Origin of the sequence: Mycetohabitans sp. B2, assembly GCF_021733735.1 — a bacterium.
Classification (GTDB): domain Bacteria; phylum Pseudomonadota; class Gammaproteobacteria; order Burkholderiales; family Burkholderiaceae; genus Mycetohabitans; species Mycetohabitans rhizoxinica.
Map to the genome: position 1 here is coordinate 221,617 of NZ_JAHKSP010000016.1, position 15,063 is coordinate 236,679.

The window sequence follows — 15,063 nt, forward strand, 5'->3', positions numbered from 1 at the left end:
CCGCCGTCGATGTCGTCGGCGTGTTCGATGCAGGCTTTCAGCAGCTTTTTGGCGACGCGCGGCCGATAAAGGCGACGGTCAAGGAAGCGTCAAAAGCAATGGAGCATCCGATTGAATCGGGCGCAACCATGACCGACCACCGGATCATCTTGCCGGTTGAGATCGAGTTGAAGATGATGCTGGCCGGGGCAACATATCGGGACACTTATCGGCAAATCCGTGAAATGTTTCGAAAGGGTGACACGCTGACGGTGCAGACGAAGGCGGGCAGCTACGCCAACATGCTGATCGCAGAAATGCCGCATGAGGAAGAGCCTGATGCCCTCGGCACCCTCGTGCTCACGCTGAAGCTTAAGGAAGTGCGGGTCGTCACGGCACGATACGAAAAACTGTCCGTCCGGAAAGTCAAGGACAAGACACACGCATCCACCGTGCAGCGTGGCGAGCAATCTGGAAAACCTGCGAAAAGGAAAGCGTCCACGCTTCACGACATCTTCGTTTAAAGCAGTCTTCGTTTGATGTAATCGCCATGATTCAAATTCCGCTCGATGCGATCCCTAATCAATCGCTGTCGATTCGGCTCGACTCACGCCGCTACGAAATCACAGTCCAGGCCCTATCTGGGATGATAGCTGCGACGATTGCCCGTGACGGCGAGATGCTTGTGCAAGGGATTCGGTGTGCTGCTGGTACGCCTGTGCTGCCGTTCCGGTATCTAGAAGACAGCGCTGGCAACTTCGTGTTTCTGACGGAGGATGAGGAATATCCCGACTACACAAAGTTCAACAGCACGCATCAGCTTGTGTACCTCAGCGGTGCCGAGCTTGCGCAGGTTCGCCAGTGAAGCCAATGGATAAACTCGATCCACGCATCGTGCGTGTGGGCATCGAAATTAACGGCGAACTGAAGACATATGACGATCTGGCGATTAGCGCGACCGGCTCCAAGTTCGCAAACGCCTTGCAAAATGAAGCCGAGATCCGTGTTTCGAATCTGTCCAAAGCGGACCGCGAATACCTGTTGACGGAAACTAGCCCGTTCAACTTGAATCATACACCCAAGCGCATTGTGCTGGACGTAGGCCGACGCTCCACTGGCGCATCGCGCGTGTTTGTCGGAGACATTTCCAGCTGCCTGCCATCTCAGCCGCCAGACATCACGCTGACGTTCAAGTCATCGACTGGGCAATTTCAGAAGGGCAACATCCTTGCGCGCAGCCAGGCTGGCACCGCATCCCTATCGGCCATCGCTAAACAGATAGCGGGCGATCTCGGACTCACGCTGCGCTTCGAGGCGACAGACAAGAACATCGCGAACTATGCGTTTGCCGGCGGCGCGCTGAAACAGGTAGACCGGCTCGGCGAAGCCGGGGGCGTGAACGCCTATGTCGATGACAACACACTGGTCGTGAAAAACTACAACGTGGCGCTGAGCGGCGAGGCACGTGTGCTGAGCGAGTCCACCGGCATGATCGGCATCCCTGAAATCACCGAGCAGGGCGTCAAGGTCAAGTATCTGTTTGATACCACGACCCGCCTGGGCGGCGCATTAACCATCGACAGCAAGTTGAATCCAGCCACGAGCGGCAGTTACGTCATCTTCAAGCTGCATTTCGAACTCGCCAACCGCGACACCCCGTTCTACTGGATCGCGGAGGCCAAACGTGCAGATACCCACTGATGAGTGACTACACCATCCCAAGTCATGATCCGGCGAACACAGGGGGATTAGCGGGCACGCTGCGCGAAGTGTTTAAGAAGCTGATCCAAGGCGTCGATGACATGCTGCCCGCAAAGATTGTCGGCTACGACCGCAACCGCAATGTAGCAACAGTGCAACCGCAGATCATGATGCTGACCACCGAGAACCGGACATTATCTCGGCCGCCATTGGCCTGTGTGCCCGTACTAGCACTGGGCGGCGGCGGCTTTGTGATGTCGTTTCCGTTCAAACCCGGCGACGCTGGTTGGATCAAGGCCAGCGACCGCGATATCTCGCTATATCTTCAATCCGGCTCCGAAGCCGGACCCAATACGCAGCGCCTGCATTCGTTCGCTGACGGCCTGTTCATCCCGGATGTGATGCGCGGCTACACGCTGGCCGACGAAGATGAAGCGAACGCAGTCCTGCAAAGCGCGGATGGCTTGGTACGCGTCGCACTCTGGCCGGACAAGCTTAAGCTGACTGCGCCGATGGTCGAACTTGAGGCAGCGAATGTGCACTGTACGGGCAATCTGACGGCCGAAGGGCGCGTGACCGGACGCGGCGGCGTGACGTTCGGCGAAACACCGGCTGAAACACACCGACATGACGGCGTTCAATGCGGCAGCGATATCAGTGGAGGCCCGGTTTGAAAAGCCTTGCAACGAATCAACGCAATGACCTGTTCATCAACGCTGACGGCAGCCTCGCCCTCGCGCGCGACATCGAGGCGGTCAAGCAGGACTGCCAGCACGCGATGCAAGCCCAACTGGGTGAAATGGTGTTCGCACTGGACCGCGGAATGCCCACGCGAGATTTAGTGTGGCACGACACGAATCTGGTGCAGTTTGAAGCCTACGCGCGCCAGACGCTGCGCGCGGTAGGCGGCGTCGTTGACGTTACGGCCTTCGAGGTTGCAATCGTGGACAACGCGCTGCGCTACAGCGTGACCATCCAGACTGTTTTTGGACCTGCTGACCTGACGAACGACCATGACTGACACCTACGACTATCTGACGCGCACGGGTGTGATCGTGCCAGACACAGCAGGGGTGCTCGATACGGTCCGCAATGAATGGCGTGGCGTATTGGGCGACGATCTATCGGTGGCGGATGAAACGCCTCAGGGTGTGCTGATTACGGCTGATGCGCTGGGCCGCAGCAGTGTGATTCGTAACAATGCGGCGCTCGCCAATCAGATCAACCCGAACGAAGCGGGCGGCGTATTTCTAGATGCGCTCTGCGCGTTGACTGGACTCGAACGGGCGAAAGCCCAGCGTTCGAGCATCGCCGACGTCGAGGTGACCGGCATCCCGAATACGGTGATCCGCCAAGGGTTGCGTGCACGCACCGAGGCGGGCGAGCTATTCGAGACAACGGAAACGGTTGTGCTGGCGCGGGATGGACGGGCGAAGGTTGGTTTTCGCGCCGTGGAGTACGGCCCCGTTGCTGCGCCCGCCGGCACGTTGCGACACATTGTCGATAGTGTCCTGGGATGGGAAACTGTCCATAACCCCGAAAACGCAAAGCTTGGGCGAGGTCGGCAATCCGATGCCAGTCTGCGCAGGCTGCGCAAACAGACGCTCGCGCTGCAAGGCGTCTCTCTCTGTGAAGCAATCACCTCCGCACTCTACGCAACGGAAGGGGTGCAAAGCCTGCAATTTCGCGAGAATACCGAGAGCGTTGCGCAAGTCATCGATGGCGTAGTCATGAAGCCACACTCGATTTGGGTGTGCATCGATGGCGGGACAGACGCCGATATTGCACAAGCGCTGTTGAAGAACAAAAGCGCTGGCGCAGGCTGGAATGGTACGGTGCAAGTCAATGCAGTTGACCCGGCTTCGGGCCAATCATACCGCGTTCGGTTCGATCGTCCGATACGGCGCGATTTCCTTGCGCGCGTCACGGTACGCGCGGCCTCGTCAGTTGCCGATCCGCAAATCGCCGTGCGTGACGCTATTCTTGCCTACTCGGAAAAACGCATTGAAGGCGAGACGGGCTTTACGGTTGGCACTAGCGTGTCACCGTTTGAACTGGCCGCAGCCGTTAATCGCTATGTACCGGGCCTCTACGTGCAGCGGCTGGAGGTCTCCCATCTCTTGCCGATCAATTATGTGACGACTGAAATTTCTCTTGGGATTTGGGAGAAGGCAGCGATTACGCCGTCAGGCATTCAGGTCATCGTTGTGTAGCCACGCCAAGCAGCATTGAGAAAGGCGAAAGCCCCGAACCGCTGGCAGCGGTCGGGGCTTTCTTGCATCAACCCGTTGTAAAGGGCAACGAGGAGAGCTTGTGAAGAAGTGTACGACATTCTTAAGAGAGCTGGAAATGATCTCGGACGAGCTGAAACCATCCCGCTATGGGTCTATCTGGTTCATCGCATTCCTAATCGCGGCATCGACCTTTGTACATGTAATTTGCTGGTGGTAAGTCAATGAGAGTCCAGGCATTCGATTTCTCAGTTGATTTGCTACAAGCGTTGCTCTGGCAGTACAACGACGCGGACAATCTGCGCGGGCTGCTGGAGTGCAAGCAAGCATGGTACAGCCAGAATCACACCGCGTTTTGGGAGAATTGGATCCACGATGTATTTGACCTACGTACCGCCAACGATTTTGGGCTGTCGGTCTGGTCGGCCATTCTCGGCGTACCGCTTGCTGTCACTGTGGATCCAACCCAGCCAGGAACGCCTGTTTTTGGATTCGATGTGTCCAACCGGAGTTTCGGGCGTGGGAGTTTCGGCTGCAAGTCCTCCTCGACAGTGGGTCTCACCGTCGAACAGAAGCGCACGGTGCTGCGGTTGCGCTATTTCCAGCTCGTCTCACGTGGCACGATTCCCGAGATCAACCAGTTTATGAAGATGCTCCTGGGCGATCAGGGGCAGGTCTATGTGCTTGACCCGAATGACATGACTTATGTCGTTTATGTCTTCACCTTTCAACCCAATCCCGGGTTGACCTTCGTGCTCGACACCTATGATTTGCTGCCGCGCCCGGCAGGCGTCGGCGTGCGCCGGATTGTTGTCACCCGACCGTCGTTTGGCTTCGGTGAGTACAACAAGAATTTTGAACACGGGACTTTTGCGGAGTAACGCATGCAACAAAAATTTTTTGTCAAACCGTTTGCTGTGGCGGGTGACCGCGAAACAGTACCAAACGATATCCAGACTACCGGCGATGTTAGTTATGAGCAGGGTTATGGCTACGACTACCAACGTGACCAAGCGATTGATCCATTAGCCAAGCCGATTGAGCGCAACAAGCACAATGCCATCTTGCACGACATCACTAAGGCGGTGCAGCAGTATCAGGTTTTTGGCACGCCGGAGTGGATCACAGCGCAGGACAATGGCGGTACGGCCTATCCCTATGCCCGTCGCGCGCGCGTGAGGTACAGGGCAAGCGAAACAGCCCCATGGGACGTGTACGAATCACTTGTAGATAACAACACGACCGAGCCGAGCGACGCGACAAAATGGGCCTCAGTCATATCGGCCATCGCTTCGCAGGAACAAGCGGTCGCTGGCACCGACAACAGCACGATCATGACGCCGCTAAGTGTCGCGCGAGCCATTTCAGCTTCTTTGCATCAATATAAAATTGGCGAAATTCGAATGTGGCATGGCGTAGCCGAGGACATCCCGACTATGTGGGGGGCTGGTTGGTACCTGTGCGATGGCTCGCACGGTACAGCAGATTTACGTGATAAGTTTATCGTGGGGGCAGGCGGACAATATGAGCCCGGTGATACGGGCGGATCGGACACAGTGACGCTTTCCGTTGAGAATATGCCTGTGCACAGTCACGGGGTAATTGATCATGGACACGGCCACGGTGTGCACGACCCAAGCCATAATCACCATGTGAATGACCCCGGGCATTCCCATTTGTACGATAGAGCTGAACATAGGGCCCCACAAAGTGGTAGCAGTACATGGTGCTTCTACGCCAATCAAGGGGCGCATACGGGTACCGCCCACACCGGAATTTGGCTCAATGCATCACACACGGGCATTAGCATACACAACGCCAATGCCAATGTCGCAATTAGCGACGCGGGTGGTGGCGTCGCACATGAAAATCGGCCACCATATTATGCACTGTGCTTTGTGGAGTACCGGGGTATTTGATGCTAAAAACGGCTTGTCAGTCCAAAAATTTTAGTTTTTCTTAAAGAAAAGTATTTGAGATCGACCGAACATTAACTTAAATCTCGTTAACAAACTATGCACGGACTTTACTCCTGGGTATGTTTCCTGGGGCGTTCCCTTGACAACTTTCCGCGTCCACAAATAAGAAAATGGTTTTAGGATAAGATAAAGTGGAAACAGTACTTTTCGCTTTGCCCGGTCAACGCGTATCTCCTTTAAGCTGCAACCTTGGGAGCCGAATATGTAAATGAGGTGAAGTGGCGTAAACGGATTGACGTGCCCACGATCGATCGGCGTCCCATTGGTTTGGCGCATGCTGTTGGCATCGAACTGGAAGAAAGTCCCAGTGAACAGGAACTGAAGTCGAGAATGTAGGTTCGTGATATTGGGCGTGGAAATAATAATAGTGCCTCCTGGGGCCGTCACGCGTACCAACTCTTGGGCGAGTCCAACAGGGTTAATGACATGCTCAATTCCCTCCAGACACGTTACTACATCAAATTCGCCGTCCTTGAACGGTAAAGGTGCCTCCATGTTTGCATTGACAAATCCATTTTTTTTACGGAAATCGACTTTCACGATGGTATGACCCAACTGCTCCAGCGCTTGTGCGAAGTTGCCCAATCCAGCAGGAATGTCGAGAACTCTTGACGGAGATACGTTTTTCTTAAAGTAATCAAGTATCTGATACATATAGCCGGTCAAATAGGGACCGTGAATTTGATGTTTCATAAGCTTCATCTTTTTGTTAAACACATGCCGCCGGGAGAAAAGAACGTACTTGCGACCATACAATCATAAGGCCTCAAACCTTTCCAGCACAATCTTTTCTATGAACTCGGCCCTACGCCGGATTTTTTCGTTCACCAGTCTCAAACTGGAACGCCTATGACCAAAACATTCAATATGTCAACCCTTTTGTCGGTACTGAGTCGAGACGAAGGGCGGCGTTTGAAACCCTACTTGGATACGGCGGGCAAAACCACCATTGGTGTCGGACGTAATTTAACAGATGTCGGAATCAGTGAAGGTGAATGCAGTCTACTACTGGAAAATGATGTGATGCGTTCGATAATGTGGCTCGATCGCCACCTGCCGTGGTGGCGCAGTCTCGATGCGGTACGCCAGCGCGTCATCATCAATATGGCTTTCAACATGGGCCGCAAGCTGCTCACGTTTGCGAACACGCTGGCTGCGATGCAGCGCGGTGATTATGAAGCGGCGGCCAACGGCATGCTTGCCTCGAAGTGGGCCACGCAAGTGGGCGCTCGCGCACAACGTCTGGCGAGCATGATGCGCACCGGAGCAAGTTGATGCAACTCGATGAACACGAAAAAAATCTACTGGCGTTGGCCTTCATCGGTGCAATACTGGGGCTGGATAAGCTGCTTGCCGATGGCGAGCGGGTCAGGCCACGGCTGGTGATGGGCCGCGTCATTGTTGCCGGGCATTAATTCACAGCGCCAATGTCAATGTTGCAATTAGCGACGCGGATGGTGACGTTGCACACGAGGACAGGCTGCCATATTACGCACTGTGCTTTATCGAATATCGGGGCATTTGATCTAGGAGCCGCTTTGCTAGCTAGACTGCCAAACGCTATCAGCCAATCGGTAACGGCCATTTCAGTACTGCATTCCAGCTCATGCTATGTTGAACAAAATTGCGCTACTTTCCAGACTTGGAAAAACAGGGTATCTTTGTTTTTGTGGCGGGATGTGCAGGCTGATCAACGGTTTGTTGCTTAGCCAGCTCAGATGAGCATACCAAACGGAGTTTAGTAATATTCATGAATAGTAATCAAAGTAAAAGCATTGCTTATACTGGTGCAGATCTACTAATTGCTAACGAGGAAAATTTAAAAAACTATAATAATTGGATTGTCAAGCAATTTGTGCGGTGTTTTCGTAAAAATAAATTTTATAAACAGTCGGTGCTCGATTTTGGTGCGGGCGTAGGGACCTTAAGTGCTATTTTTTGGGAAAAAACTGGTATAAAGCCTGTGGCGGTAGAACCTGATCTGCAACAGCGGGAAACTTTGCGCGCTAGGAAATTCAACGCTTACGAATGTATTGATGATGTAGAAGGGCAGTTTGATATGGTTTATACCTCAAATGTTCTTGAACATATCAAAGATGACGTTGCTGCACTTTCAAAAATCAAGAGAAAGCTTACTCCAGATGGTCGTGTGGCTATTTTTGTTCCAGCATTCAATATAATTTGGACAAGCATGGACGATAAAGTTGGACATTATCGCCGGTACACGATACCAATGTTGAAAGCCAGTTTAGAGAAAGCTGGCTTTGAAGTCGAGGAAATCAGCTATCGAGATGCGCTTGGTTTCATGATGGCAGTCGCTTTTAAGTTCATTGGAAATAAATCGGGTGAGCCGAGTCATTTTTCGTTGGTCTTATTTGATAAAATAATATTTCCTGTTAGCCTCGTGTTGGATTTATTTACGAGGCGTTTATTTGGTAAAAATATTCTTGCGATTGTCAAGCCAAGGAATGTTAATTGCTAAGTCTATCAACAGCTATGGTGCGCCTGCTTGCTTTTTGTTTTTAAAATATTGTTGTTGTCGCCACTGACAATGAGGTAGGCGCTCAAAGCCTACAGCAATGAATACAGATGTAGCGAAGATTAACCTGTTCAGCACAATCTTTTTTGCAAACCCGGCCCTGTGCCGGGTTTTTTTGTTTATCGCCTCGAACTCGAGCGCATATGACCAAGATATTCAATATGCCGACGTTTCTGTCGGAATTGAGCCGTGACGAAGGGCGACGCCTGAAACCTTACCTGGATACGGCGGGCAAAACCACACCATCACCATTAATGGCGATGGAGAAAATGAAGCTCGTCCAAGAAATATTTTCATTCTTGCAATGATTAGGGTATATTGAAGAGGCTTTATATGATGATCCATCAATACGATAAAGTGACTGGGCAATATTTGAGCAGCTTTCTAGCCGATTCCGATCCAGTACGTGAAGGGCGCTGGTTAATTCCAGAATTTTGTACAACGGAACAGCCGCCGGAACGTACGCCATTTACTTGGCCATTTTGGAAAGACGGAAAATGGACTTTGTTACCCGATTATCGTGGTCGGAAGCTGTACAGAATCGACAGTGGAGAAGAAGCAGAAATTTTTGTCGCAGGTGTAAAGCCAGAAGACTTGGAAAATGGCGATTGGAAGATTGACCCGGCCATCACCGCAAGAAAACAACATGATGCGGTAATGGCTGAATTTCACATAAGGATGGCGAAAGCACGTGCAGCGAACTTGGGTGAGGCGGACGCACTTGCTGCTGGCATGCTAAGTGATTTAGACGAAGCGCTTTTTAAAGCATGGGCGCAATACCAAGTGACATTGGTCAACGTTTTCGATTCCCCCAACTTTCCTCAAAATCTTGTTTGGCCTGAAGAGCCCGACAATCAAAAAATCGCGAACGAGATTGCCAATACCCAAAGCAATCAATTTTTACATTCAAGGAAAGATCCATAAACTATTTCTCTTCGAAAGGAAGCAGCAAAGCTTGGCTTAAATGAGCGTCTTGTGCAGCTCGATAGGTGCGGATACTATTTGGTGCAAGTCAAAAATCGTCATTTCGTTGCAGCCCTTTTTGAGCCATGAAGCCGGGCAGAAAAGACGCAGCTGTGGCCCTATGTTCCAGTACCGTCCAAGATTCCGCCCGTTCACCCATACGATGCCCTTAACCCAGTGACGCATATCGAAGAACGTGTCACCGATCTCATCTAGCGTGAATGTAGCTTTGAAGAAAAGACCCGGACGGTTAGGGTCGGTGCAACCCTGCCGCAGTGATGCGAGATATGCCGAATCCATTGGAATGGGATAAGTTTTCCATCCCCGAAGCTCATTCGAATCGAGTAGCGCGGCTTCGGTGATTCCCTTGCGATCAATGAGGTCGTCGCCATAGTTGACCCGTCCCATGGCCTCAACGAGAACGTCGAGCACCGCTCCACCCGGCGCGACCTGTATTCGCTCACCGTTCGGCACGACCCGTAGCCCTTCAGAGAGGTGGGGCTGTATTTTCGTGCGGGATATACCGCCCAGATATATGCCATCGGCAAATATGGTTGCGTAGTCGTGAACCTTGCGTAGCGTCAACGCGCCACCGATTCCGCCTATGTCAGGCTTGCGGTACAGCACAAAGCCGGACGCCTGTCCGTGATGTTCGATCGGAAGCGGCGCGGCGTCGGGTGCAGATTTGATCGGTTCGGGCAGGTTATCCCATATCGAAGTGAACAGATACGGCATTAGTGCACCACTTCCGTAGCGCACTATTGTCGGTAGTGCAGCAGGAATTTCAGGGAGAGGCTGGCTCAAATAGCTTTGAATCAGTGTCCGATAGCGACGGTAACTGTCAGTTACTTGGCCTTGTTCGTTGATCGGGGCGAAATAGTCATAACTCGTGATATCAGGTTGATAGTCGCCAGTTTCCGGATCGATATTCGCGCCTGCCGTGAATCCAAAATTCGTGCCGCCGTGGATAACGTAGAGACTGAAAGAGAGGCCATACCGCATGAAGTCGGCCAATTGACGTGATATATCAGAATCGCTGCCTTGGAATTTATCATCGCCCCAGTGGGTAAAAAATCCGGGATAAATTTCACCACCCATGACCATTGAACCGGGAAATTCCTCACGAATACGTGCAAAGTCTCGAGCCTTCGGTCCACTTAGGGCAATCGCCGTACCTTCGAGTATCGTGCGATTTTCACACAATTGTTTTACGCCATCATCGGTAAAAAAAGGGCCTGTAATTCCTGCATCGATCCACATTTGCCGAAGCTCTTCGAGATAGGAGCGATCCCTACCGTAGCTGGCGTACTCGTTTTCTATCTGGATCATGAGAACGGGTCCACCGTTTGGCAATAACAGCGGCTTGACAAGCGGCGCAAGTTCATTGATATACCGCCGGCATGCATCCATGTAGCGTTTATCTTGAACCGAGCTGACGCGTAGCTTGATGTCGTCGTAGCGTAGTAAATAGGAAGGCAGCCCTCCCAGTTCCCACTCTCCACAAATGTAAGGACCGGGCCGGAGAAGCACCCACATCCCTTCTTCCTGGCATAGACGCACGAAGGCAACTATATCTCGATTTTCAGTGCCGAAATCGAACTTACCTGGCGTGGTTTCATGGTAGTTCCACATGATGTAGATCGCAATGGTATTCATGCCCATCGCTTTCGCCATCTGGATGCGATGTCGCCAGTACTCGGCCGGAATACGGCTAGGATGCATTTCACCACTACGAACTTGAAATGGTCGACCATCGAGCAAAAACGTTATGCCGTCGTTGCCGAACTCAAATGTGTGGGCAAACCCATCAGGTTTAATTTCTGGTTCAGTGATTTTCCGTTGCCGAAAGTGAGATGTTTTGCACTTTACCGCACACATAGCCAGGAGCGGTGTCAGGGCAAGGGCCGACAAGAAACTGCGTTTTTTCATAGTTGTTGCTTGTATATCCGCACCTTGTAGGCGCGACTTCTTACTGAACTGTCAGTCCTGAATCTTCAGGTGCTCGCAAGATAGGATCCCCAATGGAGGTGCTTCAGCGTCTGTTGCCAATCGAAGTCTTCTTTGCACATGCTTTCCCACAAACCTACCCCCACCGAATCCTTATGTTTAAAACTTTGAATCAAAATGCAAATGACCGAAACATTCGATATGCCAACGCTGCTGTCGGAATTGAACCGCGATGAAGGGCGGCGTTTGAAACCCTACCTGGACACGGTGGGCAAAACCACCATCGGTGTCGGACGCAACTTAACGGATGTCGGAATCAGTGATGTCGAATGCAACTTACTACTGGAGAACGATGTGATGCGTTCGATAATGTGGCTCGATCGCCATCTGCCATGGTGGCGAAGTCTCGATGCGGTACGCCAGCGCGTCATCATCAATATGGCTTTCAACATGGGCCGCAAGCTGCTCACGTTTGCGAACACGCTGGCTGCGATGCAGCGCGGTGATTATGAAGCGGCGGCCAACGGAATGCTCGACTCAAAGTGGGCCACGCAAGTCGGCGCTCGCGCATACCGTCTGGCGACCATGATGCGCACCGGGAAAGAATGATGCACTTGAACGAACATGAAAGAGACCTGTTAAAGCTACTGACTATCGGCGCGATAATCGGGCTCGGTAAGCTGCTTGTTGGTGGCGAGCGCATCTGCGCGCGTCTCGTGTTCGGCCGTATGATCATTGGTGCGGCTTTGTCCGCTAGCGCCGGTGCTGCACTGACGGTTTTTAACGATCTGCACCCGACCGCGCTCGTGGGCTTCGCCTCTGCTTTAGGGATCCTAGGGCAGTCGGCGCTGGAGGCGGTCGTTCAAAAATGCGTGGGTCACATGCCGACAAGGCGAGGCGAAGGCACAGATGCTCAGTAAAACCGTTGAAGCAAAAGCGTCGTTTTCTATAAAAAATCATACACTTTACTCAAGCATGCAACGCTTTGAGCACGGTGTCGGGCGCTGTCAACACGATTTTGAGCAAGGCGGCAGCGGGACCGGTCGGGTTGCGGCGATGCTGCTCCCAATTTTGCAGCGTCTTGACGCTGACGCGCATTAAGCGGGCAAACTCGTTTTGCGACAGCCCGATCTGCTCGCGAACCGTCTTCACGTCAGGCGTCGTCATCTTGATCCGGCGGGAGGCCGGAGCTTGCCCGTGAGCAATCGCCTTGGTCTCTTTTAGACTTTGCACTAAGTCATCGAACAATGCTTGTTCCATCACCACAGCTCCTTTACAAACTCGCGCAGCACAGCGGTTTCCCGATCAGTGAGATTATCCTTTTTCGACTTGGGGTAGATCAACAGCATATAAATCTGTTGATCGTCCCTGAGCCAGTAGTAAATCACTCGCACCCCACCACTCTTGCCGCGCCCTGGCAGCGCATAGCGCAGCTTGCGAATTCCACCATCACCTTTGATGATGTTGCCCCGTTGCGGTTTTCCATCAAGACATTTTGAAGGCCCGTATATTCGTCGTCCGTCAGTAGAGCAGCTTGCAAGCGTGTGAGTGTTGGGTTTTCGATGAATTCCATGCCTCATATTTATACGCCATTAGCGTATAGTGCGGCGGCTAGGGGTGCCGCTGGCTGGCGGCCGGACCGCTGGATATTAACCATGCAAATCAAACCCTCTTGGGTGCTCGTGTTCTTCGCCGCGGCGCTATCCGGCGCAGCACTTGGGCTCTACTACTGCGCCCAGCTTGCGCAGGCCCATGCCGAAGCCGCTGCCGTTCGTGAGCGGCACGCCCTGGAGTTGAAAGCCATATCCGATGCCGCGCTCGCCGCTGAGCGCAAGGCATTGGAGAACCGCCAAGCCGCAGCGAAGAGAATCGAAGCCCTGGATGCGCAACTCACGAAGGAACGCCAAGCCCATGAAACCGACAGTCGTCGTTATCGTGTTGCTCTTGCTGCTGGCACTGAACGGCTGCGTGTCGCCGTCCGCAACTGTTCAGCCCGTGGCGATAATCTGTCCGGAGCTGCCAGCACCGCCAGCGTGGGCGATGGAGCCACCGCCTACGCAGACCTCGACGCAGCGGTTGCAGAGCGCCTTTTCGCCGTCGCGGCCGACGACCAGCGCGAAATAGACAAGCTTCGCGCGCTTCAGCGCTACTTGTGTGCGGTGCGGCCGCAGACGGCTGGATGCAATTGACATCTGCGTCATCAATATTTTAGCTGTATGTCATTCTCGTAGCTTGCCAAGTAACATAGATTACCCTGACGCTGCTAGCTTCGCACTAGCGAGCCGGTTCAAACTCACACCTTCCTCAGCGGCTTGCATCGCCAGCATACGATGTAGCTGCGGCGGAATACGGACTCGGAACTCTCCGCTGAAATGTCTATCGGCAACGGGCTCGGGAATGCGCTCGCCGTTAGCCTGCATATCAGCCACAGCATCAGCAACGGCTTGGCGAATCCCGGTGAGCGCCTCTTCGGGGGTGGCGGCAAGCCACGAGAGTGAAGGAAATTCTACGCACAATCCCACGTGCTCGCCGTCTTCAGGCGACCATGTAACGCGGTAAGTGTAGTGGTCGATGCTCATTTGGACTGCTCCATCAGTTTGTCAATTGCCATCAGCACCTGACGAACTTGGTACGCCTTGGCCTTCCCTTTATCGTCTTGAATGTTGACGCGTGGATCACCGGGCCACGGTGTCTTGAATATAGTATGACTGGTGCCGGACTGCCTTGGCTTCCCAAAGAATTCTTCGCAGACTTTCAGCAAGTCAGAGTAGCGCACGCTCGTCGGCTCACGCCGCATCTGTTCGAGGATTTTCTTTGTAGAAGCCATGATGCGATGGTATCAATAATGACACCAATTTTCAACCTGTAGAGAAGCGGTTCTTGCATCCAGCAGAGGGCGGATTTCGTTCCGCAAAGCCGAAAGCACCCAAGCGGGGCAAGGATTTGCGGGGCGCGACCCAATCCCAGCACAACGCGTTTTTGCCGTCGCAGCCGATGACCAGCGCGAAATAGACAAGCTTCGCGCGCTCCAGCGCTACGTATGTGCGATGTGGTCCGGGACTATCGGTTGTCAGTGAACAGCATTATCGAGACAACGGATGCTCGGAGATGAACTGTCGCAGGGCTGCATCAATGCGAGTCTGCCACCCTTCGCCGGTTGCGCGGAATTGTGTCACTACGTCACGCGACAAACGAATAGTAATGCGCTCTTTCGTGACTTCCGCCTTCGGGCGGCCGATGCGAGCAGATGGCCGAGCAGCTTTCCACTCGTCGTCGGTCAGCGGCATCGCATCGGGGCCAGATATAGCCGCAGCGGTGATGGCTGCATCTTCCTCTGGGGTGGGAAGAATTGTTCCGGGTTTAAGTTTGGGCATAACGTTTCACCTCTCTGAGGTTAGCTTGCCTATATTGTCAATGTGCGATATAGCAGCCACGCTTGTTGAGTTAACGTTACTTTATCCGCCGGCAACCTAGCTTTCGCTGTTCATCGCTGTGCTAATCTGCCCGCTTTTCGCTAGCCTGCTGTGCAGCAGCGCTTTGCGCTGCGTGTGTCTCATTTTTTGCCGAGCTTGTGAATGGATTTTGATTTAAATGCCGCTTTGAGCGACTACCCAGCCTACGTTTGTGCATTGGAGTCGTGTCCGCAACCTGCAGCGTCGGCCGCCCCGCCGACACTGAAACCGGCAAGCGGTGAGCTGGCGAACCCATTGACCAGCCGGCCCAC

23 protein-coding genes are annotated in these 15,063 nt (G+C 53.1%); 16 read left to right on the top strand and 7 right to left on the bottom strand.

Going from position 1 to position 15,063, the window contains the following annotated elements:
• Positions 1–20: 20 nt before the first annotated feature.
• The 8 genes from KPG66_RS03925 (at position 21) to KPG66_RS03960 (ending at position 5,830) form a co-directional block, all read left to right on the top strand.
• Entirely contained in the window at positions 21–503 is a 483-nt protein-coding gene (locus KPG66_RS03925) for a phage baseplate protein (protein ID WP_237070047.1), read from the top strand.
• A gap of 26 nt (positions 504–529) precedes the next feature.
• The gene (locus KPG66_RS03930) at positions 530–844 is read left to right on the top strand and encodes a phage baseplate plug family protein (RefSeq protein WP_237070048.1); all 315 of its coding nucleotides are present in this window, start codon (positions 530–532) and stop codon (positions 842–844) included.
• 5 nt (positions 845–849) lie between these two features.
• Positions 850–1,680: a baseplate hub protein gene (locus KPG66_RS03935; RefSeq protein WP_237070049.1), complete on the top strand. Its 831-nt coding sequence runs from the start codon at positions 850–852 to the stop codon at positions 1,678–1,680.
• Positions 1,680–2,354 (top strand): Gp138 family membrane-puncturing spike protein, encoded by a 675-nt coding sequence (locus KPG66_RS03940; RefSeq protein ID WP_237070050.1) that lies wholly within the window; start codon positions 1,680–1,682, stop codon positions 2,352–2,354. Before KPG66_RS03935 ends, KPG66_RS03940 begins: the two co-directional genes overlap by 1 nt.
• Positions 2,351–2,701 (top strand): hypothetical protein, encoded by a 351-nt coding sequence (locus KPG66_RS03945; RefSeq protein WP_237070051.1) that lies wholly within the window; start codon positions 2,351–2,353, stop codon positions 2,699–2,701. Before KPG66_RS03940 ends, KPG66_RS03945 begins: the two co-directional genes overlap by 4 nt.
• On the top strand, positions 2,694–3,893 hold the full coding sequence (locus KPG66_RS03950) for a baseplate J/gp47 family protein (RefSeq protein WP_237070052.1): 1,200 nt from the start codon (positions 2,694–2,696) through the stop codon (positions 3,891–3,893). The genes KPG66_RS03945 and KPG66_RS03950 overlap by 8 nt, the downstream gene beginning before the upstream one ends.
• 242 nt (positions 3,894–4,135) lie before the next feature.
• Entirely contained in the window at positions 4,136–4,792 is a 657-nt protein-coding gene (locus KPG66_RS03955) for a DUF2612 domain-containing protein (protein WP_237070053.1), read from the top strand.
• Between the two features lie 3 nt (positions 4,793–4,795).
• Positions 4,796–5,830: a hypothetical protein gene (locus KPG66_RS03960; RefSeq protein ID WP_237070054.1), complete on the top strand. Its 1,035-nt coding sequence runs from the start codon at positions 4,796–4,798 to the stop codon at positions 5,828–5,830.
• 30 nt (positions 5,831–5,860) lie between these two features.
• Here the strand turns inward: KPG66_RS03960 and KPG66_RS03965 are convergent, their stop codons facing one another.
• Positions 5,861–6,583, bottom strand: coding sequence for a class I SAM-dependent methyltransferase (locus tag KPG66_RS03965; RefSeq protein WP_157864343.1), 723 nt, complete (start codon positions 6,581–6,583; stop codon positions 5,861–5,863).
• Positions 6,584–6,739: 156 nt separating this feature from the next.
• On the opposite strand from KPG66_RS03965, the gene KPG66_RS03970 reads away from it, so the two are divergent.
• From KPG66_RS03970 to KPG66_RS03990, 5 genes are all read left to right on the top strand, one after another.
• Positions 6,740–7,165 carry a glycoside hydrolase family protein gene (locus tag KPG66_RS03970; protein ID WP_013434708.1) on the top strand — a complete coding sequence of 142 codons (426 nt, stop codon included), beginning with the start codon at positions 6,740–6,742 and terminating at the stop codon, positions 7,163–7,165.
• Entirely contained in the window at positions 7,165–7,305 is a 141-nt protein-coding gene (locus KPG66_RS03975) for a hypothetical protein (protein WP_157864344.1), read from the top strand. Before KPG66_RS03970 ends, KPG66_RS03975 begins: the two co-directional genes overlap by 1 nt.
• A 335-nt stretch (positions 7,306–7,640) precedes the next feature.
• Positions 7,641–8,372 carry a class I SAM-dependent methyltransferase gene (locus tag KPG66_RS03980; RefSeq protein WP_237070055.1) on the top strand — a complete coding sequence of 244 codons (732 nt, stop codon included), beginning with the start codon at positions 7,641–7,643 and terminating at the stop codon, positions 8,370–8,372.
• Positions 8,373–8,572: 200 nt separating this feature from the next.
• Positions 8,573–8,737, top strand: a complete 165-nt coding sequence (locus KPG66_RS03985; RefSeq protein ID WP_237070056.1) for a hypothetical protein — start codon at positions 8,573–8,575, stop codon at positions 8,735–8,737.
• A gap of 25 nt (positions 8,738–8,762) precedes the next feature.
• Positions 8,763–9,353, top strand: a complete 591-nt coding sequence (locus tag KPG66_RS03990) for a tail fiber assembly protein (RefSeq protein ID WP_237070057.1) — start codon at positions 8,763–8,765, stop codon at positions 9,351–9,353.
• A gap of 36 nt (positions 9,354–9,389) precedes the next feature.
• Here the strand turns inward: KPG66_RS03990 and KPG66_RS03995 are convergent, their stop codons facing one another.
• Positions 9,390–11,321, bottom strand: coding sequence for a beta-galactosidase (locus KPG66_RS03995; RefSeq protein WP_237070058.1), 1,932 nt, complete (start codon positions 11,319–11,321; stop codon positions 9,390–9,392).
• A gap of 201 nt (positions 11,322–11,522) precedes the next feature.
• Here KPG66_RS03995 and KPG66_RS04000 point away from each other — a divergent pair, with 201 nt between their 5' ends.
• The gene (locus tag KPG66_RS04000) at positions 11,523–11,948 is read left to right on the top strand and encodes a glycoside hydrolase family protein (protein ID WP_237070059.1); all 426 of its coding nucleotides are present in this window, start codon (positions 11,523–11,525) and stop codon (positions 11,946–11,948) included.
• Positions 11,948–12,259, top strand: coding sequence for a phage holin family protein (locus KPG66_RS04005; RefSeq protein ID WP_237070060.1), 312 nt, complete (start codon positions 11,948–11,950; stop codon positions 12,257–12,259). The genes KPG66_RS04000 and KPG66_RS04005 overlap by 1 nt, the downstream gene beginning before the upstream one ends.
• 49 nt (positions 12,260–12,308) lie before the next feature.
• Here KPG66_RS04005 and nadS read toward each other — a convergent pair whose 3' ends face one another.
• Together nadS and KPG66_RS04015 are read right to left on the bottom strand one after the other, a co-directional pair.
• Positions 12,309–12,599, bottom strand: coding sequence for a NadS family protein (gene nadS / locus KPG66_RS04010; protein WP_237070061.1), 291 nt, complete (start codon positions 12,597–12,599; stop codon positions 12,309–12,311).
• Positions 12,599–12,919, bottom strand: coding sequence for a type II toxin-antitoxin system RelE/ParE family toxin (locus tag KPG66_RS04015; protein WP_237070062.1), 321 nt, complete (start codon positions 12,917–12,919; stop codon positions 12,599–12,601). Before KPG66_RS04015 ends, nadS begins: the two co-directional genes overlap by 1 nt.
• Positions 12,920–12,994: 75 nt before the next feature.
• Between KPG66_RS04015 and KPG66_RS04020 the strand changes: the two genes are divergently transcribed.
• Positions 12,995–13,528 (top strand): lysis system i-spanin subunit Rz, encoded by a 534-nt coding sequence (locus KPG66_RS04020; protein WP_237070063.1) that lies wholly within the window; start codon positions 12,995–12,997, stop codon positions 13,526–13,528.
• Between the two features lie 60 nt (positions 13,529–13,588).
• Here the strand turns inward: KPG66_RS04020 and KPG66_RS04025 are convergent, their stop codons facing one another.
• The 3 genes from KPG66_RS04025 to KPG66_RS04035 form a co-directional block, all read right to left on the bottom strand.
• The gene (locus KPG66_RS04025; RefSeq protein WP_237070064.1) at positions 13,589–13,918 is read right to left on the bottom strand and encodes a type II toxin-antitoxin system HicB family antitoxin; all 330 of its coding nucleotides are present in this window, start codon (positions 13,916–13,918) and stop codon (positions 13,589–13,591) included.
• A complete protein-coding gene (locus tag KPG66_RS04030) occupies positions 13,915–14,166 on the bottom strand; it encodes a toxin HicA (protein ID WP_237070065.1) in 252 nt (83 codons plus the stop codon). Before KPG66_RS04030 ends, KPG66_RS04025 begins: the two co-directional genes overlap by 4 nt.
• A 256-nt stretch (positions 14,167–14,422) precedes the next feature.
• On the bottom strand, positions 14,423–14,713 hold the full coding sequence (locus tag KPG66_RS04035; RefSeq protein WP_237070066.1) for a BrnA antitoxin family protein: 291 nt from the start codon (positions 14,711–14,713) through the stop codon (positions 14,423–14,425).
• Positions 14,714–15,063: the final 350 nt, after the last annotated feature.